The 22406-nt window shown below is 69.7% G+C and carries 18 protein-coding genes; 11 read left to right on the top strand and 7 right to left on the bottom strand.

Annotation, left to right across the window (positions count from 1 at the left end):
• Window positions 1-151 precede the first annotated feature (151 nt).
• The 4 genes from AC1PLR_RS07230 (at window position 152) to upp (ending at window position 4239) form a co-directional block, all read left to right on the top strand.
• Entirely contained in the window at window positions 152-688 is a 537-nt protein-coding gene (locus AC1PLR_RS07230; protein WP_017915886.1) for a GNAT family N-acetyltransferase, read from the top strand.
• Window positions 685-1017: a non-heme iron oxygenase ferredoxin subunit gene (locus AC1PLR_RS07225; RefSeq protein WP_017915885.1), complete on the top strand. Its 333-nt coding sequence runs from the start codon at window positions 685-687 to the stop codon at window positions 1015-1017. Before AC1PLR_RS07230 ends, AC1PLR_RS07225 begins: the two co-directional genes overlap by 4 nt.
• Window positions 1018-1297: 280 nt before the next feature.
• Entirely contained in the window at window positions 1298-3469 is a 2172-nt protein-coding gene (locus tag AC1PLR_RS07220) for a methyl-accepting chemotaxis protein (protein WP_481103112.1), read from the top strand.
• Window positions 3470-3606: 137 nt separating this feature from the next.
• Window positions 3607-4239: a uracil phosphoribosyltransferase gene (gene upp, locus AC1PLR_RS07215; protein ID WP_010342021.1), complete on the top strand. Its 633-nt coding sequence runs from the start codon at window positions 3607-3609 to the stop codon at window positions 4237-4239.
• Between the two features lie 27 nt (window positions 4240-4266).
• Here upp and AC1PLR_RS07210 read toward each other — a convergent pair whose 3' ends face one another.
• A complete protein-coding gene (locus tag AC1PLR_RS07210; RefSeq protein ID WP_481103111.1) occupies window positions 4267-5997 on the bottom strand; it encodes a glycoside hydrolase family 9 protein in 1731 nt (576 codons plus the stop codon).
• 187 nt (window positions 5998-6184) lie between these two features.
• Here AC1PLR_RS07210 and AC1PLR_RS07205 point away from each other — a divergent pair, with 187 nt between their 5' ends.
• From AC1PLR_RS07205 to AC1PLR_RS07185, 5 genes are read left to right on the top strand one after another with little or no spacing between them, the layout of a single operon-like run.
• The gene (locus AC1PLR_RS07205) at window positions 6185-7672 is read left to right on the top strand and encodes an efflux transporter outer membrane subunit (protein ID WP_481103110.1); all 1488 of its coding nucleotides are present in this window, start codon (window positions 6185-6187) and stop codon (window positions 7670-7672) included.
• A 3-nt stretch (window positions 7673-7675) separates the two neighbouring features.
• On the top strand, window positions 7676-8878 hold the full coding sequence (locus tag AC1PLR_RS07200) for an efflux RND transporter periplasmic adaptor subunit (RefSeq protein WP_481103109.1): 1203 nt from the start codon (window positions 7676-7678) through the stop codon (window positions 8876-8878).
• On the top strand, window positions 8875-12027 hold the full coding sequence (locus AC1PLR_RS07195; protein WP_481103108.1) for an efflux RND transporter permease subunit: 3153 nt from the start codon (window positions 8875-8877) through the stop codon (window positions 12025-12027). The genes AC1PLR_RS07200 and AC1PLR_RS07195 overlap by 4 nt, the downstream gene beginning before the upstream one ends.
• Window positions 12024-12707, top strand: coding sequence for a heavy metal response regulator transcription factor (locus AC1PLR_RS07190; protein WP_481103107.1), 684 nt, complete (start codon window positions 12024-12026; stop codon window positions 12705-12707). The genes AC1PLR_RS07195 and AC1PLR_RS07190 overlap by 4 nt, the downstream gene beginning before the upstream one ends.
• The gene (locus tag AC1PLR_RS07185) at window positions 12704-14137 is read left to right on the top strand and encodes a heavy metal sensor histidine kinase (protein ID WP_481103106.1); all 1434 of its coding nucleotides are present in this window, start codon (window positions 12704-12706) and stop codon (window positions 14135-14137) included. Before AC1PLR_RS07190 ends, AC1PLR_RS07185 begins: the two co-directional genes overlap by 4 nt.
• A gap of 15 nt (window positions 14138-14152) precedes the next feature.
• On the opposite strand, the gene AC1PLR_RS07180 is transcribed toward AC1PLR_RS07185, so the two are convergent.
• The 6 genes from AC1PLR_RS07180 to rsmD form a co-directional block, all read right to left on the bottom strand.
• The gene (locus AC1PLR_RS07180) at window positions 14153-15046 is read right to left on the bottom strand and encodes an MBL fold metallo-hydrolase (protein ID WP_481103105.1); all 894 of its coding nucleotides are present in this window, start codon (window positions 15044-15046) and stop codon (window positions 14153-14155) included.
• A gap of 61 nt (window positions 15047-15107) precedes the next feature.
• The gene (gene ggt / locus AC1PLR_RS07175; RefSeq protein WP_481103104.1) at window positions 15108-16868 is read right to left on the bottom strand and encodes a gamma-glutamyltransferase; all 1761 of its coding nucleotides are present in this window, start codon (window positions 16866-16868) and stop codon (window positions 15108-15110) included.
• Window positions 16865-17149, bottom strand: coding sequence for a YfhL family 4Fe-4S dicluster ferredoxin (locus AC1PLR_RS07170; RefSeq protein ID WP_481103103.1), 285 nt, complete (start codon window positions 17147-17149; stop codon window positions 16865-16867). Before AC1PLR_RS07170 ends, ggt begins: the two co-directional genes overlap by 4 nt.
• A 223-nt stretch (window positions 17150-17372) precedes the next feature.
• Window positions 17373-17867, bottom strand: a complete 495-nt coding sequence (locus tag AC1PLR_RS07165; protein ID WP_010342035.1) for a hypothetical protein — start codon at window positions 17865-17867, stop codon at window positions 17373-17375.
• A gap of 40 nt (window positions 17868-17907) precedes the next feature.
• Window positions 17908-18414, bottom strand: coding sequence for a pantetheine-phosphate adenylyltransferase (gene coaD, locus AC1PLR_RS07160; protein ID WP_010342036.1), 507 nt, complete (start codon window positions 18412-18414; stop codon window positions 17908-17910).
• Window positions 18411-19016: a 16S rRNA (guanine(966)-N(2))-methyltransferase RsmD gene (rsmD, locus tag AC1PLR_RS07155; protein WP_481103102.1), complete on the bottom strand. Its 606-nt coding sequence runs from the start codon at window positions 19014-19016 to the stop codon at window positions 18411-18413. The genes coaD and rsmD overlap by 4 nt, the downstream gene beginning before the upstream one ends.
• A gap of 222 nt (window positions 19017-19238) precedes the next feature.
• Here rsmD and htpG point away from each other — a divergent pair, with 222 nt between their 5' ends.
• On the top strand, window positions 19239-21143 hold the full coding sequence (htpG, locus tag AC1PLR_RS07150; RefSeq protein ID WP_481103101.1) for a molecular chaperone HtpG: 1905 nt from the start codon (window positions 19239-19241) through the stop codon (window positions 21141-21143).
• A 221-nt stretch (window positions 21144-21364) separates the two neighbouring features.
• Window positions 21365-22387: an Ldh family oxidoreductase gene (locus AC1PLR_RS07145; RefSeq protein ID WP_481103100.1), complete on the top strand. Its 1023-nt coding sequence runs from the start codon at window positions 21365-21367 to the stop codon at window positions 22385-22387.
• The last annotated feature ends 19 nt before the right edge of the window (window positions 22388-22406 follow it).

Here is a 22406-nt window from a genome sequence, read left to right as displayed (position 1 = left end):
GAATCGGGAGTAGGGAATCGGGAATCGGCAAAGCGCTCCACGTACGGACTGTGCCTGGCAGGCAAGAGGTATCCTCGCCCCCTTGAGAGCGCGCATTTCGATTCCCGATTCACCATTCCCCATTCCCGGCGGTACGCCCTAGAATCGGCCCATGCACACGCTCACCTTCCGCACCGCCACCGTCGACGATCTCGACGCCATCGCCGCGCTGGTCACCTCGGCCTATCGTGGCGACAGCAGCCGCGTCGGCTGGACCACCGAAGCCGACCTGCTCGACGGCAACCGCATCGACCGCGAGGTGCTGCGCGCCGACATCCTGCGCCCGCGCAGCCTGGTGTTGCTGGCCGAGCGCGATGGCGAGCTGATCGCCTGCGCGCATGTCGCCGACGAGGACGGTGCCGGCTATTTCGGCATGTTCTCGGTGCAGCCGCAGGCGCAGGGCGGCGGCCTGGGCAAGACCGTGCTGGCCGAGGCCGAGCGCATCGCCTGGCAGGAATGGCGGTTGCCGCTGATGCGGATGACGGTGATCGACCTGCGCGAAGAACTCATCGCCTTCTACGAGCGCCGCGGCTATCGTCGCACCGGCATCAAGAAGCCGTTTCCGTACGGCGACGCGCGCTTCGGCCTGCCCAAGCGCGAAGACCTGCGCTTCGAGGTGCTGGAGAAGCCGCTGGGCGGTGCCGCATGAGCGAGACCTGGACCTTCGTCTGCGCCGACGGCGAACTGCTGCCGGGCGAAATGAAGACGGTGTGGGACGAGGTGACCGATACGCCGATCGTGGTGTTCAACTTCGACGGCCAGTTCTATGCGCTGGAAGACCGCTGCAGCCACGAGGACTACGAGCTGTCCCCCGGCACCTTCGACCCTGCTGCCGGCAGCATCGAGTGCGTGCTGCACGGCGCCCGCTTCGACGTGCGAGACGGCCGCGCCCTGTGCGCGCCGGCCTACGGCCCGGTGCCGAAGTTTCCGGTGAAGTCCGAACACGGCGGGCTGTGGACCCGCGACGACCGCGGCTGAGCGCGCGGCGCGCGCCCCTATCCCAATACGGTTGTGCCGCGGCGTGCTTCGCCGCCGGACAGCATGCGCCTGTCGCCTCATTGCTCCTGCGCGCCCACCAAACTCAAGCCCCTTCAAGCACTTGGAGTCGCTAAAGATCTAGCGGCAGCGTGCCGCTATGTCTGTAGACAAATTACGTTCTGCGTCTCAATTGTCATTGAAGTTTATTGCAAAAGAAAATTTATTTAATCGAAGGGCCGCCACACACCGCTTCTGGACCGCATTCTCACGAGGAATTCCCATGACCGCCTTCCTGCAGCGTTTCAACGTCAGCCAGCGCCTTTCCGCCGCCTTCGGCATCCTGATCCTCATCTCCGGCCTCCTGGTGGTTGCCGGGCTGATCACCATGACCGGCGCGCGCAAGCAGCTGGACATCATCGTGCACGGCAACGTCAAGAAGATCGAACTGTCCAGCGGCATGCTGGATGCGAACTCGGCCATCCTGATCGCACTGGGCGCGTACGCCAATCATTCGAGCGCGGACGACACCGCAAGTTCGCTGGCGCTGATCCAGCGCGAGCGCGCGCATTACGACGAGGAGCGAAAGAGGCTCTACGCAATGCCGACCACCCAGGCTGGGCAGGCCCTGCGCACGGAGATCGATCGTCTGCAGAAGATCGCGCGGCCGTTGAACAACGCCGTGATGGAAGCGGCCGCCGCGGGGGATTACCAGCGCGCGCAGACCCTGCTGCGCGAACAGTCGCGCCCTGCCACGCTGGCATGGCAGGCCAAGATCCGCGAGAACGTAGCCCTGCAGCACCGGCTTAGCGCCGAGGCTTATGACGCCGCGGTGAGCCACCTCTCACGCGGCCGGGCGATGCTGATCGGCGGAGGCATCGCGGCCGTCCTGGCCAGCAGCCTGCTGGCCTGGCTGATCACCCGTAGTCTCACCGTGCCGCTGAGCCGCGCCACCCGCGCCGCCGAGGCCATCGCCGACGGCCGCCTGGACAACGACGTGAGCACCGACGCGCGCGACGAACCCGGCCGTTTGCTGAGCGCGATGGATCGCATGCAGACCCAACTGCAGCGTTTCTCCGGCGAGACCGCGTTGATGATCGAGTTGCATGCCGACAAGGACATCAGCCACCGCATGCCGCAGGATTTCCCCGGCGTGTACGGCGAGTTGAGCAAGGGCATCAACACCATGATGTTCGAGCATCTGGACGCCATCGTCGACGCCATCGGCGTGCTCAACGAATACGCCAATGGCGACCTGCGCCGCGATGCACGCCGCCTGCCCGGCAGCCGCGCGGTGCTGCACGAATCGATGGATGCGGCCAAGGCCAGCCTGCTGGCGATCAACACCGAGATCAAGCGCCTGGCCGCGGCCGCCGCCGCGGGCGATTTCAGTGCCCGCGGCGATGCCGCGCACTTCCAGCACGACTTCCGGCTGATGGTGCAGGACCTCAACGCGATGATGGAGGTCAGCGACCGCAACCTGGGCAAGCTGTCGGCGCTGCTGCAAGCCATCGCCGCCGGTGACCTGACCGCACGCATGGACGGCGAGTTCCACGGCGTGTTCGCGCGGATGCGCGACGACGCCAACGCCACCGCCGACCAGCTGACCGGCATCGTCGGCCGCATCCAGACCGCGGCGGTCAGCATCAATGCCGCGGCGACCGAGATCGCCGCCGGCAACGACGACCTGTCGCGCCGTACCGAGCAGCAGGCCGCCAGCCTGGAGGAAACCGCCGCCTCGATGGAGGAACTGACCTCCACCGTCAAGCAGAACGCCGAGCACGCCCGCCAGGCCAATCAGTTGGCGGTGGGCGCGGCGTCGGTCGCCTCGCAGGGCGGCGCGGTGGTTGGTCAGGTCGTCGAGACCATGAGCGGGATCGAGGCCTCTTCGAAGAAGATCGCCGACATCATCAGCGTCATCGACGGCATCGCCTTCCAGACCAACATCCTGGCGCTCAACGCCGCGGTGGAAGCGGCCCGTGCCGGCGAACAGGGCCGTGGCTTTGCCGTGGTGGCCAGCGAAGTGCGGACGCTGGCGCAGCGTTCGGCCAATGCGGCCAAGGAGATCAAGACCTTGATCGACGATTCGGTCGGCCGCGTCGCCACCGGCTCGGCCTTGGTCGACCAGGCCGGCAAGACCATGCAGGAGATTGTGAGCTCGGTGCAGCGCGTCACCGACATCATGGGCGAGATCTCGGCCGCCTCGCAGGAGCAGTCGGCCGGCATCGAGCAGGTCAACCAGACCGTCACCCAGATGGACGAGACCACCCAGCAGAACGCGGCGCTGGTGGAGGAAGCCACCGCCGCCGCGCGCTCCATGGAAGAGCAGGCAGGCCAGCTGACCCAGACGGTGGCGCTGTTCAAGATCGATGCTGGCGGCAACGCGTCGCCGGGCATGGCGCGCACCGTACAGCGCAGCCGAGCGCACGCCGAGGCGCTCGAACCCGCGGCCTGAGTGTCGTCTCGACACGGCCTGCGGCGCGCGCGATCGGCGCGCCGCAAGCCATCCGCGCGGCGTGCGCTGGCGCCGACACCTGGCGGCGCCGGAGCCGCCTGCGGCACACTGTGCGCCTCCCCCTTGCGAGCGCGCCCATGAAGATCGTCGAAGTCCGCCACCCGCTGGTACAGCACAAGATCGGCCTGTTGCGCGACGCGGCGCTGAGCACCAAGGGCTTCCGCGAACTGGTCACCGAGCTGGGTACCCTGCTCGGCTACGAGGCCACCGCCGACCTGGAGACCGAGACCCACACCATGGACGGCTGGGCCGGCCCGACCCAGGTGCAGCGCATCGCCGGCGCCAAGATCACCCTGGTGCCGATCCTGCGTGCCGGGCTGGGCATGCTGCCGGGCGTGCTGGCGCTGATTCCGGCGGCGCGGGTCAGCGTGGTCGGCCTACAGCGCGACGAGGAAACGCTGCAACCGGTGCCCTATTTCGAGCGCCTCACCGGCCGCCTGGAGGAACGCGACGCGCTGATCCTGGATCCGATGCTGGCCACCGGCGGCACCCTCATCGCCACGGTGGACATGCTCAAGCGCGCCGGTGCGCGGCGGATCAAGGGCATCTTCCTGGTCGCCGCGCCGGAGGGCCTGCAGGCGCTGGAAGCGGCGCACCCGGACGTGGAGGTGTACACCGCCGCCATCGACGAACGGCTCAACGACAAGGGCTACATCCTGCCGGGCCTGGGCGACGCCGGCGACCGCATCTTCGGCACCCGCCTGGGCTAGGGCGCGTCATCGCGCCGCGGCCGCGGATCAGCGCTGCAGCACCTGCAGCGCGGCGCTCACATACACCAGCGGCGCATTCCAGTTGATCGCCACTTCATTGGTGGCGTAGCTGCATTCCTTGTCCAGGTACGACAGCGCCGGCAGCGACGACGTGTAGGCGTGCTTGCACGCGTCGGCGTCCTGCTGCCCCGGCTGCGGACCGCCCACCAGCCATCCCGGCACCGGCGTGGCCACGCCGTCGGCAATGGAGATGCGATGGTGGATGTGCATCGGCGAGCGCGCGCCGATGCCGGTGACGAAGGACAGGCCCAGCGGATTGCGGCCGAGCACGTAGTCCAGCTGCGACTGCGCGGCCTGCAGGTATTCGGGCTTGTGCTGCAACTGGTAGGCCTGCAGCAGCATCATCGCCTGGTTCAGCGCGGTGGCGTTGCTGCCCCAGTGGAAGTCGGCGTCGCGCATGGTCACGCGCCAGGCCGAGCCCTGCCACACCTGCACCAGGTGATCGCCCAGGCCCTCGATCTCGCCGGCGATACGCGCCTGGTCGGCGCGCGGGGTCAGCCGCGCACGGTGCTGCGCCAGCGACATCCACGCCAGCCCGCCGACCTGGCGCCAGTCGGGCACGCTGGCCGGCACCTTGCGTGCCATCGCCGCCTCGTAGAAGGCGTCGTCGGCGGTGGCCAGGTACAGCTCGGTGGCGGCCCAGGCGAACTCGTCGTCGAACTCGGTGTCGCCGTAGGCGCCGGTGTGCACGTCGTCCGGCTGCCGGTAGGCCACGTCCGGATGCGCCTGCGCCCAGGCCCACGCGCGCCGCGACGCCTCCAGCATGCGCTTGGAGATGCCGCCGAACTGCGCATCGTACGGCGCGTAGATCCGGCTGGCCTGGGCCATCACCGCGGCGAAGTCGAGCGTGGCCGCGGTGCTCTTCTGCACCACGTAGCGCGGCGCGCGCGCCTGGTCCGGCATCTGCATGCCGGCGAAGTCCAGGTTGGTGAGCTTGTGGTACACGCCGCCGTCGTGCGGATCCTGCATCGCCAGCAGCCACTGCAGGTTCCAGTCGACCTCGCGCAGGATGTCCGGCACGTCGCCGCCACTGTTGGGAATGCCTTCGGGATGCGTGCTGAAGTAGGTGGGGAACTGCTCGTAGGCGGCCAGCAGCGTGTACACGGTGATGCCGGAGCTGACCACGTACTTGTTGTAGTCGCCGGCGTCGTACCAGCCCTTGGGTGCGGCGATCACGGTGCCGGCCGGGCGCTCCGGCGAGGCCGCCGAGGCATGCACCAGCACGTGGTCGTCCGGGTGGCCGGCGGCGCGCGCGTGGCGGCCGGCGTAGGTGCCGTCCAGCGCGGTGCTGGCGCGGTTGTAGTAGTAGGCCTTGAGCGCGGCGCGCGACAGCGCGTTGTAGGCGTCTTCGCCGATGGCGAAGCTGTCCGACGGTGGCAGGCCGTCGACCTGCAGGCGGTAGCGGCCCGGCGTGCGCAGCGCGGAGAAATCGGCGATGCGCACGGTCTGCTGCGCCGGCGGCCACGCCGCGGCGGTGCCGAGGGTGCCGCGCAGCACCACCTCGTCGCTGTCGGCGCGCGCGATCGAGAATGCGTCGCCATGGCCATCCGGCACCACCGCCAGCTTGCTTGCGGCAGGCAGGAAGCCGACCTGGTTCAGGCGGATCGGCGAGGGCATGGCGGTGTCGGCGTGCGAGGTGCAGCCACCCAGCAACAGGCAGGCGAGGAACAGGCAGGACAGGGCGTGGGGCAGTTTCATGCGCCGATACTGGCCGGCCAGGATGACGGCTGCAAGCGCCAAATCGCGGGCATGTTGGGCGTGGCCTGCAACACGGCGCGGAACGGCCGCAGGCGGCCTTGCTGACAGCGTCGTCAGCGAGGCGTCAGCGTGGGGTCGCCATGCGGCGCCTACGGTGACGGCCTGTCCCCGCTGCCGGCGCCGCCCCGTGACCGCCCTGCCCCCACCGCCCGTTTCCCGTCGCCTGGCGCCGCTCGTGCCGCTGTTGAGTGTGCTGCTGCTCGGCGGCTGCATGGCGGGTCCGGACTACGTGCGTCCGGCGCCGCCGGCCGGCACGCAGCAGCCGTTCGAAGAGGCCGACGGCCGCTGGACGCCCGCCGCGCCGGCCGCCGCCGACCCGGCGGTGGCGTGGTGGACCCGCTATGGCGATCCGCAACTGAATGCCCTGGTCGAACAGGCCGACCGCGCCAACCAGACCCTGCGCCAGGCCGAGGCGCGCTATCGGCAGGCGCAGGCGCTGGTCGGCAGCGCGCGTGCCGCCGAGGCGCCGACGCTGGGCGTGCAGGCCGCGGCCACGCGCGAGCGCACCGTCACCCCCAAGCAGGAGCTGCGCGACGCCGATACGCTGGGGCTGAGCGCCAGTTGGGAGCCGGACTTCTGGGGCAAGGTCCGGCGCAGCGTCGAACAGGCCGGCGACAACGCCCAGGCCAGCGCCGCCGACCTGGCGCAGGCGCGGCTGTCGCTGCAGGCCGCGGTGGTCGCCGATTACCTGCAGTTGCGCTTCGACGACCAGACCCTGGCGCTGTACCAACGCACCCTGGCTGGCTACCGCGACGCGCTGCGGCTGACCCAGGCGCGGGTGCGCGCCGGCGTCGCCAGCGCCGCCGATGTGGCCGCGGCCGAGGCCACCCTGCACAGCACCGAAGCCGCATCGACCGACCTGGCGTTGTCGCGCCGGCAACTGGACCACGCGCTGGCGGTGCTGCTCGGCCGCACCCCCGCCGAGTTCTCGCTGGCGGCCAGCGACGCACCGTTGCCGGCGCTGCCGCCGACCCCACAAGCGCTACCCTCGGTGCTGCTGCAGCGGCGCCCTGACATCGCCGGAGCCGAGCGGCGCATGGCCGCGGCCAATGCCGGCATCGGCATGGCCGTGGCGGCGTGGTTCCCGACCCTGTCGCTGAGCGCCAGTGGCGGCTACGACGGTGCCGGGCTGGCCTCGCTGCTGAGCGTGCCGAACCGGGTCTGGGCGTTGGGCGCAGCGCTGGCCGGCACGCTGTTCGACGACGGCGCCCGCCACGCGCAACGCGCGCAGGCGCAAGCCGTGTTCGATGCCGCTGCCGCCAGCTACCGGCAGACGGTGATGAGCGCGTTCCAGGGCGTGGAGGACCAGCTCGCCGCCACGCGCGAACTGGCGCGCGAGGAGCAGCAACAGCGGCGCGCCGCCGACGCCGCGCAGCAGGCCGAGCGCGTGCTGATGGACCAGTACCGCGCCGGCACCGCGCTGTACAGCGCGGTGATCACCGCCCAGGCCAACGCGCTGGACGCGCAACGCACCCTGCTGCAGGTGCAATCGCGCCAGTTCGGCGCCCAGGTCGCGCTGTTGGTCGCTCTGGGCGACGACTGGGACAGCGCTCGTCTCCCCGCCGTGCGCGGCGCCTCGCCGGGCGCCACGCCGGCTCCTGTCCTACCGGAGTAACCGATGTCCACCGCCGCGCCCACACGCCCCGCCGATCCGCCACCGCGCCATGCCATGCCGCGACGGCGCTGGCCGTTCGTCGCCGCCGCAGTGCTGGTCGCGCTACTGCTGGCGGTGTGGTTGCGCCCGCGCCACGCACCCACCAAGGCGACGCCGCCGGTGCCGGTGACCAGCGCGCCGGTACTGCGCAAGGACGTGCCGATCCGCCAGACCGGGATCGGCACGGTGCTGCCGATCGCCTCGGTGACCGTGCACTCGCGCATCGACGGGCAACTGATCGCCGTGGGCTTCAGCGAAGGCCAGGACATCAAGGCCGGGCAGGTGCTGGCGCGGCTGGATCCACGCACCGACCAGGCGCAACTGGCCGCGGCCACCGCGCAACTGGCCAAGGACAAGGCGCAGTTGGGCAATGCGCAGGCCGACCTGCAGCGCTACCAGCAACTGCTGCGGGACAACGCCACCACCCGCCAGACCCTGGACACGCAAAAGGCCCTGGTCACGCAACTGCGCGCCACCCTGCAGAGCGATGCGGCGGCGATCGACAACGCACGGGTGCAACTGGACTTCACTACCATCCGCGCGCCGATCGACGGCCGCGCAGGCGCGCGCCTGGTCGATCCGGGCAACATCGTCCACGCCAGCGATGCCGGCGGCCTGGTGGTGCTGAACCAGATCGACCCGATCGCGGTGCAGTTCACCCTGCCGGAAAGCGCCTTCCAGCAGATCAACCGCGCACTGCAGGCCGCACCGGCCAGCGTGGGCGTGGATGCGGTCGAGCACGGTAGCGGGCAGGTGCTGGCGCACGGCACGCTGGCCCTGCTCAACAACCAGATCGACACCAGCACCGGCACCATCGCGATGAAGGCGCACTTCGCCAATCCCACGCACACGCTGTGGCCCGGGCAGAGCGTGGATGCGCGCATCACCCTGGGCATGCGCAGCGCTGCGCTGGTGGTGCCGAGCGCGGCCGTGCAGCGCAGCCAGGACGGCGAGTTCGTGTACGTGATCGGCGCCGACGGCAGCGTGCGCGACCAGCCGGTGCAGGTGCTGGACGAGGCCGATGGCGAGACGGTGATCGGCCAGGGCCTGCAGGCCGGGCAGCGGGTGGTGGTGGATGGACAATACCGCCTGCATCCCGGGGCGAAGGTGGTGGACGCCAAGCCGGCCAGACACGCCACGCCGGCCACTACGGGAGCGCATGCGTGAGCGTCTCGGCCGCCTTCATCAAACGCCCGATCGGCACCTCGCTGCTGGCGATGGCGCTGCTGTTGCTGGGCCTGGTGGCCTGGCCGCTGCTGCCGGTGGCGCCGCTGCCGCAGGTCGACTTCCCCACCATCCAGGTCTCGGCCAGCCTGCCCGGCGCCAGCCCGCAGACCATGGCATCGAACGTGGCGCAACCGCTGGAGCGGCAGCTGTCGCTGATCCCGGGCCTGAGCCAGATGACCTCGACCAGCGCGCTGGGCTCGACCCAGGTGACGCTGCAGTTCGACCTGGACCGCAACATCGACGCCGCCGCGCTCGACGTGCAGACCGCGATCAACGCCGCGTCCGGGCAACTGCCGAGCGCGCTGCCGAGCGCACCGAGCTTCCGCAAGATCAACCCGGCCGAATCGCCGGCGTTGATCCTGGCGGTGCAGTCGCGGGTGCTGCCGCTGACCCAGGTCAACGACTACGCCGACAACGTGCTGGCGCAGCAGATCTCGCGCATCTCCGGGGTCGGCCTCGTGAACCTGTACGGCGCGCAGAAACCGGCGGTGCGCGTGCAGGTGGATCCGGCCAAGCTCGCGGCGCTGGGCCTGAGCCTGGAGGACATCCGCTCGGTGATCGCCACCACCACGGTGAACGCGGCCACCGGCTCGATCGACGGTGCGCGCCAGGCCTTCACCGTCTCCACCAACGACCAGGTGCTGCAGAGCCAGGCCTGGAACGACGCGGTGCTGGCCTGGCGCAACGGCGCGCCGATCCGCGTGCGCGACGTCGGCACCGCGGTGGACGGGCCGGAGAACGCCAAGATCGCCGCCTGGGGTTTCGCCGGCGTCGCCGCGCCCGCCGACAGCGGCATCATCAATGGCCGCGCGATCATGATCGCCATCACCAAGCAGCCCGGCGCCAACGTCATCGACACGGTGGAACAGGTCAAGGCCGCGCTGCCCAAGCTGATGGCGTCGATCCCGCCCAGCGTCAGCGTCAAGATCCTCGCCGACCGCACGCAGAACATCCGCGCCTCGGTCAAGGACGTGGAGTTCACCCTGCTGCTGTCCATCGTGCTGGTGGTGGCGGTGATCTTCGTGTTCCTGCGCAGCGCGGTGGTCACCCTGATCCCGAGCCTGACCGTGCCGCTGGCGATCCTCGGCACCGCCGCGCTGATGTACGTGCTCGGCTACAGCCTGGACAACCTGTCGCTGATGGGCCTGACCATCGCCGTCGGCTTCGTGGTGGACGACGCCATCGTGATGCTGGAGAACATCTACCGGCACATCGAGGACGGCATGGAGCCATTGCAGGCGGCGCTGCAGGGTGCGGCCGAGATCGGCTTCACCCTGGTCTCGATCTCGGTGTCGCTGGTGGCGGTGTTCATCCCGCTGCTGCTGATGGGCGGCATCGTCGGCCGGCTGTTCCGCGAGTTTGCGGTGACGGTGAGCCTGACCATCCTGGTGTCGTTGCTGGTGTCGCTGACCCTGACCCCGATGCTGTGCGCGCGCCTGCTCAAGCCGCACGCCGAGCAGGCGCAGGGACGCCTGGCGCGCGCGTTTGAGCGCGGTTTCGAGGCGATGCTGGCGGCCTACCGGCGCGGCCTGGAGACGGTGCTGCGGCATCCGCGGCTGACCCTGGCCAGCTTCCTGCTGACCGTAGCCACCAGCGTGGCGCTGTTCGTGGTGATGCCCAAGGGCTTCTTCCCGCAGCAGGACACCGGCTTCATCTCCGGCACCGCCGATTCGGCGCAGGATTCGTCCTCGGCGGCGATGCGCACGCGCATGCTGCAACTGGCCGACATCATCCGCCGCGATCCGGACGTGCTGTCCTTCGGCATGCAGACCGGCGCCAGCACCTTCAACTCCGGCACCTTCTCGATCGCGCTCAAGCCCAAGGACGCAGGCCGCACCGCCAGCGCCGACCAGGTGATCGCGCGGCTGCGCAAGCGCCTGGCGCATGTGCAGGGCGTGACCCTGTTCATGCAGGCCGGGCAGGACATCAACGTCGGCGGCCGCCTGGCCCGCACCCAGTACCAGTACACCCTCACCGACGCCAACCTGGACGAGCTCAACACCTGGGCGCCGAAGCTGCTCAAGGCATTCCGGGCGCTGCCGCAACTCACCGATGTCGCCTCCGACCAGCAGAACGCCGCGCCGATCGCCAGCCTGACCATCGACCGCCAGCGCGCGGCCAGCTTCGGCATCACCCCGCAGCAGATCGACGCCACGATCAACGACGCCATCGGCCAACGCCAGGTCGCGCAGTATTTCACCCAGCTCAACAGCTACCACGTGGTGCTGGAGGTGACGCCGGCGCTGCAGGGCGATCCGTCGCTGTTCCAGCGGCTGTACCTGACCTCGCCGCTGACCGGCAAGCAGGTGCCGCTGTCCACCTTCGCCACGCTCGACACCAGCAAGACCGGCTACCTGTCGGTGAGCCACCAGGGCCAGTTCCCGGCGGTGACCATCTCCTTCAACCTGGCGCCGGGCGCGGCGCTGGGCGATGCGGTGGACGCGATCCAGACGGCCCAGGCGCAACTGCGGGTGCCGGCCACGCTCAGCGGCAACTTCCAGGGCACGGCGCAGGCGTTCAGCGACTCGCTGCGCACCCAGCCGTACCTGATCCTGGCAGCGTTGGTCGCGGTCTACATCGTGCTCGGCCTGCTCTATGAGAGCTACATCCACCCGCTGACCATCCTCTCCACCCTGCCCTCGGCCGGCGTCGGCGCGCTGCTGATCCTGATGGCCGGCGGCTACGACTTGAGCGTGATCGCGATGATCGGCATCATCCTGCTGATCGGCATCGTCAAGAAGAACGGGATCATGATGGTGGACTTCGCCCTGCATGCCGAACGCGAACGCGGGCTGTCCTCGCGCGATGCGATCTTCGAGGCCTGCCTGATGCGCTTCCGGCCGATCATGATGACCACCCTGTGCGCCCTGCTCGGCGGCCTGCCGCTGATGCTCAGCCATGGCGCCGGCTCGGAACTGCGGCGGCCGCTGGGCTATGCGATGGTCGGCGGGCTGCTGCTGTCGCAACTGCTGACGCTGTTCAGCACGCCGATCGTGTACCTGTACCTGGACCGCCTGCACGGCTGGTACCTGCAGCGGCGCCAGGCACGGCGCGCCCGCACCGCCGCGCCGGAGGCGCTGCAGCCGTGAAGGTGCTGATCGTCGAGGACGAGCGCAAGACCGCCGACTACCTGCAGCAGGGGCTGAGCGAACAGGGCTGCACGGTCGACGTGGCCTACGACGGCATCGACGGCCAGCACCTGGCCCTGCACTACGACTTCGACGTGATCGTGCTCGATGCGATGCTGCCGGGCCTGGACGGCTTCGCCGTCCTGCGCTCGCTGCGTTCGGTCAAGACCACGCCGGTGATCATGCTGACCGCGCGCGACAGCGTGGAGGACCGGGTCAAGGGCCTGCGCGAGGGCGCCGACGACTACCTGATCAAGCCGTTCTCCTTCATCGAACTGCTGGCGCGGCTGCAGGTGCTGGCGCGGCGCGGACGCGCCCAGGAAAGCACGCTGCTGCGCGTGGGCGACCTGCAGATCGACATGATCAGCCGCAAGGCCGTGCGCGGGCGGCAGCGGCTGGACCTGACCGCCAAGGAGTTCGCGCTGCTGGCGGCCCTGGCCCGGCACCAGGGCGAGATCCTGTCCAAGACCGCGATCGCCGAGATGGTCTGGGACATGAACTTCGACAGCAACACCAACGTGGTGGAAGTGGCGATCAAGCGCCTGCGCGCCAAGATCGACGTGCCGTTCGACGCCCCGCTGCTGCACACCGTGCGCGGCATGGGCTACGTATTGGAAGAACGCGAGGACGCGGCCGGGTGAGCGCACCGGCGCGGCCCTCGATCGCGCTGCGCCTGGCCGGCCTGTTCGCGGCCACCGCGCTGCTCGGCTTCGCCCTGATCGGGCTGGTGCTGCACCAGGTGCTGGAGCACGAGCTGCGCCGCCACCAACGCGAGGAACTGCGCTCGCGCATGGACGCGGTGCAGTACATGTTGGTCAACAGCCGCTCGCCGGAGCTGGCCGCGCATGCGCGCACCCGCCTGGCCAGCGTTTCCAGCGCGCCGGACCTGCGCTTCTGGCTGTGGAGCGCCGATCCGGCGTTCCGCTACGGACGCGGCGCCGAGGCGATGGCGCAGGCCACGCGCGGCCATAGCGGGCTGGTTCGTATCGACGATCCGCAGGCGCTGGGCATCGCCGATGCGCATCCGCAGGCCTGGCAGGCCATCGGCCAGGCGCTGCCGGCCACGCCGGTGCGCCCGCCGGTGCAGTTGATCGCGGCGATGGACAGCGCGCCGTTCGCGCTGACCCGGCGCCGCTTCGACATCGCCCTGGCGCTGGTGACGCTGGCCGGCACCGCACTGGTCGGCGCGCTGGGCTACTGGACCGCCAAGCTCGGCCTGCGCCCGGTGCAGCGGCTGTCCGCCGATGCCCAGCGCATCGGTCCGCACGACCGGCGGCGCCTGGACCTGCCGCGGCTGCCGCGCGAACTGGAGGACCTGGGCGCCTCGTTGAACGCCGCGTTCGACCGGCTCGATGCGGCCTATGCGCAGCAGGAAAGCTTCAATGCCGACGTCGCCCACGAACTGCGCACGCCGCTGGCCAGCCTGATCGGCCAGACCCAGGTGGCGCTGACCCGCCATCGCGATGCAGAGCAGTTGCGCCAGGTGCTGCAGTCGAACCTGGAGGAACTGGAGCGGCTGCGCGCGATCGTCGCCGACATGCTGTTCCTGGCCCGCGCCGAACAGGGCCAGCGCGCGCGCCAGTGCGAGGACGCGTCGCTGGCCGAGGAAGTCGGCAAGACCGTGGAGTTCTTCGAGGTGCTGCTGGACGAGGCCGGCTTGCAGGTGCAGGTGCGCGGCGACGTGGTGGTGCCGGTCGAGAAGTCGCTGCTGCGGCGCGCGCTGTCCAACCTGCTGCACAACGCCATCCAGCACTCGGCCGGTCACGCGCCGATCGTGGTGGAGATCGCACAGCGCGGCACCGAGGCGCTGATCGCCTTCTCCAACCCCAGCGTGGCGCTGGCGCCGGAGCATCTGCAGCGCCTGTTCGACCGCTTCTACCGCGGCGACGCCGCCCGCGCCAACAGCCGCGAGAGCCATGGCCTGGGGCTGGCGATCGTCAAGGCGGTGGCGACCATGCACGGCGGGCGCGTGTTCGCGCAGCACCGCGACGGCATCACCACGATCGGGTTTTCGGTGGCGCTGGACGGCGCCGCGACCGCAGTGCCGACGCACCCCGCCCTGTGCTGGTAAACCGCAACGCCGCGATCAGGCGGCCAGTGCGCGGGCCTGCAGCGCCGGCAGTTCGTGCGCGGTGACGAAACGGCCCTTGGGATCGCGCTGCAACTGCGCCAGCGCGCAGTCCGGATCGTGGGTGAAGAACAGGCGCACGTCGCGCGCCAGCGCGTCTTCCAGGAATGCGCGCTTCTCGTCGATCAGCAGCTCGGCGTTGCGGTCGTAGCCCATGGTGATCGGCACGTGCACCCAGGAGCGGCCCGGGATCAGGTCGGCGCAGAACGCCACCCCGCCGTGCGCCTGGCCGTCGTCGCCGTGGCGGGGGCCGACGATCTCGGCCAGCATCAGCCCCGGCGTGTGGCCGTCGCTGAAACGGAACCGCACCGCCTCGCCGAGCGCGCGCGAGTACGCGCCGTCGACCAGTTCCAGGCGGCCGCTGGCCTCGAGCAGGCCTGGCAGTTCCGGGATGAAGCTGGCGCGGTCGCGCGGATGCGGGTGCAGCGCGCGCTGCCAGTGCGCCGCGCCGACCAGGAACTGCGCGTTGGGGAACAGCAGTTCCGGCGCGGCGCCCTCGCGGTAGGCGGCCAGCAGGCCACCGGCGTGATCGAAGTGCAGGTGGCTCAGCACCACCACGTCGATGTCGGTATGGGCGAAGCCGGCGTCCTGCAGCGAATCCAGCAGCACGTGCCGCGCCTCCTGCACGCCGTAGCGCTCGCGCAGCGCCGGCGGGAAGAACGCGCCAATCCCGGTCTCGAACAGCACCGTCTTGCCGGCCAGCGGGCTGGCCAGCAGCGCGCGGCAGGCCAGCGCGATGCGGTTGCCGTCGTCGGGCGCGGCCCACTGCTGCCACATCGCCTTGGGCGCATTGCCGAACATCGCGCCGCCGTCGAGTTTCTGCGAGTTGCCTTGGATGGACCAGAGCTTCATGGCGGGGATTCGGGATTCGGGATTGGGGATTGGGGATTCGCAAAAGCGGGCGGCGTGCGGCTCAGCGCGTCGGCGCTGCCAGTTGCAGGACCTCGGCGCTGCCGACCTCGTTGCGTGGGTCGCTGCCGCCGCTGAGCACGTTGCGGCGCTTGTCCCATTCCACGGTCTGCAGGTTGCCCCAGACGTGACTGGAGCCGTGGCCGTCCTCGGCCGTGTCGCCGGGCAGCTTGAGCGTGTGCCCCATGGCTTCCAGGCCATTGGCCGTGGCCGCGTCGAAGGTGCCGGTTTCCGCCTCGATCACGTCCGGCAGCCACTGGTGGTGGTAGCGCGGCAGCGCGGCGACCTGTTGCGCCGTGAGGCCGTCGTCGTAGCCGAGGATGCCGAGCAGCACCATGGTGATGATGCGGCTGCCGCCCGGGGTGCCGAGCACGATGGCCTTGTCCGCGTTCTCCATGAAGGTCGGCGACATGGAGCTGAGCGGGCGCTTGCCCGGCTTGGGCGCGTTGGCCGCGTAGCCCATCACCCCGAACGCGTTGGGCGTGCCCGGACGCAGCGCGAAATCGTCCATCTCGTTGTTGAGCAGCACGCCGGTGCCCTTGGGGATCAGCCCGGAGCCGTACAGCAGGTTGACCGTCTGGGTGGCGCCGACGCGGTTGCCTTCGCCGTCGATGATCGAGAAATGCGTGGTCTCGTCGTCTTCCAGTGGGGTCGGCTGGCCAGACAGCAGGTCGCTGGGTGTGGCCTTCTCGGGGTTGATCGTCGAGCGCAGACCCACCGCGTAATCCTTGCTCAGCAGGATGCGCTGCGGCACGTGGGTGAAATCCGGGTCGCCCAGGAAGAAGGTGCGGTCGCGGTAGGCGCGGCGCATCGCCTCCACGGTCAGGTGCACGCGGTGCACCGGGTCCATGGGCTTGAGGTCGTAGCCCTCCAGGATCTGCAGCATGCTGGCCAGGGCGATGCCGCCGGAGGACGGCGGCGGCGCGGTGGTGATGGTCCAGCCCTTGTAGTCGAAGCGGATCGGGGTGCGCTCCTTGACCGTGTAGCCGGCTAGTTCCTCCGCGGTCCAGCGCCCGCCGGCCTGCTTCACGCCGGCCAGCAGCTTCTTGGCGGTGGCGCCGCGGTAGAAGCCGTCGAAGCCCTTGTCGGCCAGCAGTTGCAGCGTGTCGGCCAGTTCCGGCTGCTTGAACACGTCGCCCACCGCGATCGGCCGGCCGTTGCGCAGGTAGACCTCGCGGGTGCCGGGATAGCGCTCCATCACCTTGCGCCGCGACTGGTAGCCCTCGGCCATGCGCGCGTAGACGGGGAAGCCGTCGCGGGCGATGCGGATCGCCGGCGCCAGCGACTGCCGCAGCGGCAGCCGGCCGTGCTTGGTCGCCAGTTCCACCAGCGCCGCCGGCAGTCCCGGAATGCCGGCCGACCACGGGCCGTTGATCGAGCGGTCGCGGTCCAGCTCGCCCTTGGCGTCCAGGAACGCGGCCGGCGTCGCCGATTCCGGCGCGGTTTCGCGCGCGTCCAGCATCACGTCCTTGCCGGTCTTGGCGTCGTGCAGCAGGAAGAACCCGCCACCGCCGAGGCCGGAGCTGATCGGTTCGACCACCGACAGCGTCGAGGACACCGCCACCGCGGCGTCGAAGGCATTGCCGCCCTCGCGCAGGATCTGCAGGCCGGCCTCGGTGGCCAGGCGATGGCCGCTGGCGATCGCGGCGCCGGGCGGGTGCGCGGCCGGGGCGGTGGCGGTCGCCTCGGCGACCGGCGCCTCGGCCCACGCCGACGGCGTCAGGACCAGGGCGAGCAGCAGGACACGGCGGACGAGGCTTCTCATGCGGCGGGGGGCTCCTGTGGGTACAACTCGGGGTGGTCGCGCTGCAGGCGCTGCAGCTTGGCCAACAACTGCGCGTGGGTCTCCGGGATCGCCGGGTCCGGGTCGATGCATTCCACCGGGCACACCATCACGCACTGCGGCTCGTCGAAATGGCCGACGCATTCGGTGCAGCGGGCCGGGTCGATCACGTAGATCGTCTCGCCCATGGCGATGGCCTGGTTCGGGCAGGCCGGCTCGCAGACGTCGCAATTGACGCAGAGCTCGTTGATCTTGAGGGACATGTGGCGCAATTCGGCACTGACCGGTGCAGTTTACCGGATCGGGGCGGGACGGCCCTGCGAAGGCGGCGCCGGGGTGCGGAACGCTGTAATGCAGCACGAGACGGCTTGGGCAACTGCCGCGATGTGGCGCGGCACGCAGCAGAACTGCGCAGCGCAACCGCCCGTTGCGGGCGGCGCGGGATGGCGGAACCGGCGCGCAGCGGCGCGCCGGCCCGCGCGGGGCTTACTTGGCTTCGACGAAGATGTAGTCGGCGCCGGTCGGCTTGACCACGGCTTCGACGCGGGCGTTGTCGGCCGGAGCGCCGATGTAGACCACGCGCACGCCCTTCATGCTGTTTGCCTCGACCTTGGCGAACGCGGCAGCGATCAGGTCGGCCATCTTGGCCGAGGCCGAGGAGCCGAACGCCAGCATGTTGCCCGGCTGGATGCCGCGGCCGATGGCGGTGGTGGCGCTTTCGACCTGGCGCTCGTACTTGGCCTGGAACTCCGGATCCGATTCCGGCGGCAGGTAATACAGGAACGGGCTGTTGGTGACGTTGCCCATGTTCTGGATCGCCACTTCCTGCAGGTACTTCTTCCAGCCGGCGTCGTCGTCCTTGGCCGGGGCGGTCAGCGCGGGCTGCGCGTCGGCGGCCGGCTTGGCGGCCTCTTCCTTTTTGCAGGCGGTGAAGCCCAGGGCCAGCGAAGCGATCAGCAACGCGCGTGCGGTGGTGTTCATGGAACGGCTCCCTCTGTGTCGTCAGTGAATGGTGGTCGGCTCAGCGCTGCGCGGCGGCCTGGCGGGCCTGGACCAGCGCCTGCACCACCGACGGCGGCACGAAGCCGGAGACGTCCCCGCCCAGGCGCGCGATCTCGCGCACCAACGAGGACGAAATGAAGCTGTGTTGCTCGGCCGGGGTGAGGAACAGCGTCTCCACCTCCGGGATCAGATGCCGGTTCATGCTCGCCATCTGGAACTCGTATTCGAAGTCCGACACCGCGCGCAGGCCGCGCAGCAGCACGCCGCCGCCGACCGAGCGCACGAAATGCGCCAGCAGGGTGTCGAAGCCCAGCACTTCCACGTTGCGGTGCCCGGCCAGCGCTTCGCGGGCCAGCGACACGCGCAGGTCCAGCGGCAGGGTCGGCCCCTTGGAGGGGCTCTGCGCCACGCCCACGATCACCTGCTCGAACAGCGGTGCGGCACGGTTGACCAGATCGATATGGCCGTTGGTGATCGGATCGAAGGTGCCGGGATAGACGGCGATGCGGCTATGGGCCACGGTCATGCGTCGGGTACCGCGTGAAGGTCGCCGGGAAGTGTAGCAGCGGTGCGCCGGTACAGGGCAGCGCGCACCTCGCGGCTGCCGCCCTCGCGGTACAGCGCCCAGGACGCCGGCACTGCGGGCGCCTGCCCGGCCGGCGACTCCAGGTACAGCCAGGCGTCGGCCGCCAGCCGCGCCGGCAGGCGTTGCAGCACCGCGTCCCACAGCCCGGCGGCGAACGGCGGGTCGACGAAGGCGATGTCCGCCGGGGCCTCTGGCGGGGCCTCGGCGAGCCAGCGCAGCGCATCGCCCTGCACCACCTGCACCTGGTCCTGCGCCTGCAGCCGCGCGACCGTGGCGCGCAACTGCGCCGCCTGGCCCGGATCGCGCTCGACCAGCACCGCGGCGGCCGCGCCGCGCGACACCGCCTCCAGCCCCAGCGCACCGCTGCCGGCGAACAAGTCCAGCACTCGCGCCCCGGGCAGCACCGGCTGCAGCCAGTTGAACAGGGTTTCGCGGACCCGGTCGGAGGTCGGGCGCAGCCCGGCCAGGTCCGGCACCGGCAGCCGCGTGTTGCGCCAGCGCCCGCCGATGATCCGCACCTGGCCGGCGCCGGGACGGCTCATCGGCGGCCTCGCAGGGGCCGGGACAGGCAGGACGGGGAACGCAGGAACGGCATGGGCAGCGGGCAGTGGGCGGCGCGGAAACGGGGTCCGGATCATAGACCAGCGCGGTGTCGCGCGTATGCGCCGCGCGGCGCTTGAAGCCGGCCGCGGCCGCCACCATGTCGGCCGGCAGAGCCGCGCCCTCCTCCGCGCGGCCGCCCATCCTTCATGGAGCACCTACCGATGAGCGTGGAAACCCAAAAAGAAACCCTGGGCTTTCAGACCGAGGTCAAGCAGCTGCTGCAGCTGATGATCCATTCGCTGTATTCCAACAAGGAGATCTTCCTGCGCGAGCTGATCTCCAATGCCTCCGACGCGGCCGACAAGCTGCGCTTCGAGGCGCTGGTCAAGCCGGAGCTGCTGGACGGCGACGCGCAACTGCGCATCCGCATCGGCTTCGACAAGGACGCCGGCACCGTCACCATCGACGACAACGGCATCGGCATGAGCCGCGAGGAGATCGTGGCGCACCTGGGTACCATCGCCAAGTCCGGCACCTCCGAATTCCTCAAGCACCTGTCCGGCGATCAGAAGAAGGACTCGCACCTGATCGGCCAGTTCGGCGTGGGCTTCTACAGCGCCTTCATCGTCGCCGACCAGGTCGACGTGTACAGCCGCCGCGCCGGCCTGCCGGCCAGTGAAGGCGTGCACTGGTCCTCGCGCGGCGAAGGCGAGTTCGAGGTCGCCACCATCGAGAAGGCCGAACGCGGCACCCGCATCGTGCTGCACCTGAAGGACGACGAGAAGGACTTCGCCGACGGCTGGAAGCTGCGCGGCATCGTGCGCAAGTATTCCGACCACATCGCGCTGCCGATCGAACTGCCCAAGGAACACTACGGCGAGGACAAGGACAAGCCCGAGACCCCTGAATGGGAAACCGTCAACCGCGCCAGCGCGCTGTGGACGCGCCCGCGCACCGAGATCAAGGACGAGGAATACCAGGAGCTGTACAAGCACATCGCCCACGACCACGAGAACCCGGTGGCGTGGAGCCACAACAAGGTCGAGGGCAAGCTGGAGTACACCTCGCTGCTGTACGTGCCCGGCCGCGCGCCGTTCGACCTGTACCAGCGCGACGCCTCGCGCGGGCTCAAGCTGTACGTGCAGCGCGTCTTCATCATGGACCAGGCCGAGCAGTTCCTGCCGCTGTACCTGCGCTTCATCAAGGGCATCGTCGATTCCAGCGACCTGCCGCTGAACGTCTCGCGCGAGATCCTGCAGTCCGGCCCGGTGATCGACTCGATGAAGTCGGCGCTGACCAAGCGCGCCCTGGACATGCTGGAGAAGCTGGCCAAGGACGACGCCGAGCGCTACCAGGGCGTGTGGAAGAACTTCGGCCAGGTGCTGAAGGAAGGCCCGGCCGAGGACTTCGGCAACCGCGAGAAGATCGCCGGCCTGCTGCGCTTCGCCTCCACCCACGGCAGCGACGGCGCGCAGACCGTGTCGCTGGCCGACTACGTGGCGCGGATGCAGGACGGCCAGGACAAGCTGTACTACCTGACCGGCGAGAGCTACGCGCAGATCAAGGACAGCCCGCACCTGGAGGTGTTCCGCAAGAAGGGCATCGAAGTGCTGCTGCTCACCGACCGCATCGACGAGTGGCTGATGAGCTACCTCACCGAGTTCGACGGCAAGTCCTTCGTCGACGTGGCGCGCGGCGACCTGGACCTGGGCAAGCTCGACAGCGAGGAAGAGAAGCAGGCCAAGGAAGAAGCCGCCAAGGCCAAGCAGGGCCTGGTCGAGCGCATCCAGAACGTGCTCAAGGACGACGTCTCCGAAGTGCGCGTCTCGCACCGCCTGACCGACTCGCCGGCGATCCTGGCCATCGGCCAGGGCGACCTGGGCCTGCAGATGCGGCAGATCCTCGAAGCCAGTGGCCAGAAGCTGCCGGAGAGCAAGCCGGTGTTCGAGTTCAACCCGGCGCACCCGCTGATCGAGAAGCTGGACGCAGAAGCCGATGGCGAGCGCTTCGGCGATCTGGCGAAGGTGCTGTTCGATCAGGCAGCGCTGGCGGCGGGCGACAGCCTGAAGGACCCGGCGGGGTATGTGCGGCGGCTCAACAAGTTGTTGTTGGAGTTGTCGGTGTAGGCCAAGGCGCGTGATCGCGAAAAGAACGAAGCCGGCACATGCCGGCTTCGTTTTTTTGGACGAATCCTGAGTGATCGATCATTACAGTGCCTCGGAACGAGGTGACGCTATGCACGGCACCGGCCGACGTAGATAGAACTTCGAGATTGCATGACGCTCCCAGGCTTCTCGCGGAGCGCCTTGCGGGCGAGAATCCAATGACACTTTCGGATCATTTTTCGATGAACCCCAGCGACACCATCCCCCTGTCCCTGGACCAGGCCACCGCCCTGGTCGAACGCATCCTGACCCACACCGGCTTCAGCCCTGCGCACGTGCAGGCGCTCACCCACACCATCGTCGCCGGCGAACGCGACGGCTGCGCCTCGCACGGGTTGTACCGGACGCTCGGCTGCGTGGCGACGCTGCGCAACGGCAAGGTGGTGGGCGATGCCGAGCCTGTCGTACACGACCATGCGCCCGGTATCGTGCGGGTCGATGCGCGCGGCGGGTTCTCGCTGCTGGCGTTCGAGCGTGGGCTGCCGCTATTGATCGAGAAGACCCGTGCCAATGGCCTGGCGGCGCTGGCGATCAACCATTGCGTGCATTTCTCTGCGCTGTGGCCGGAAGTCGAACGCATCACCGAGGCAGGGCTGGTCGCGCTGATCTGCAATCCCAGCCACGCCTGGGTCACGCCGGCCGGCGGGCGAACGCCGCTACTGGGCACCAACCCGCTGGCGTTCGGCTGGCCGCGCGTGGATGCGCCGCCGTTCGTGTTCGACTTCGCCACCAGCGCGGTGGCGCGTGGCGAGATCGAGCTGCGTCGCCGCGCCGGCCAGCCGATTCCCGAAGGCTGGGGCGTGGACGCGACGGGCGCGCCGACCACCGATCCGGCCGCGGTCGCCGACGGCGGCGCAATGCTGACCTTCGGCGGCCACAAGGGCTCGGCACTGTCGGCGATGATCGAGCTGATCGCCGGGCCGCTGATCGGCGACCTCACCAGCGCCGAATCGCTGGCCCACGACGCCGGCGCCGGCGCTTCGCCCTACCACGGCGAACTGATTCTGGCGCTGGATCCGGCGCGCTTTCTCGGCGCCGACCGGGCCGCGCATCTGGCCCGTGCGGAGGCGTTCTTTGGCGCTTACGAAGCCACTGGCGCACGCTTGCCCTCGCAACGCCGCTATGAGGCGCGAGCGCGCAGCCTCCACGAGGGTGTGCGGGTTCCGCGCGATCTGCATCGGGACCTACTGACGTTGCTGGAGTAAACCGACGCGGCTCTGATGC

Source organism: Xanthomonas sp. NCPPB 3570 (assembly GCF_056725115.1).
This window is presented reverse-complemented; position numbering and strand designations above follow the sequence as displayed.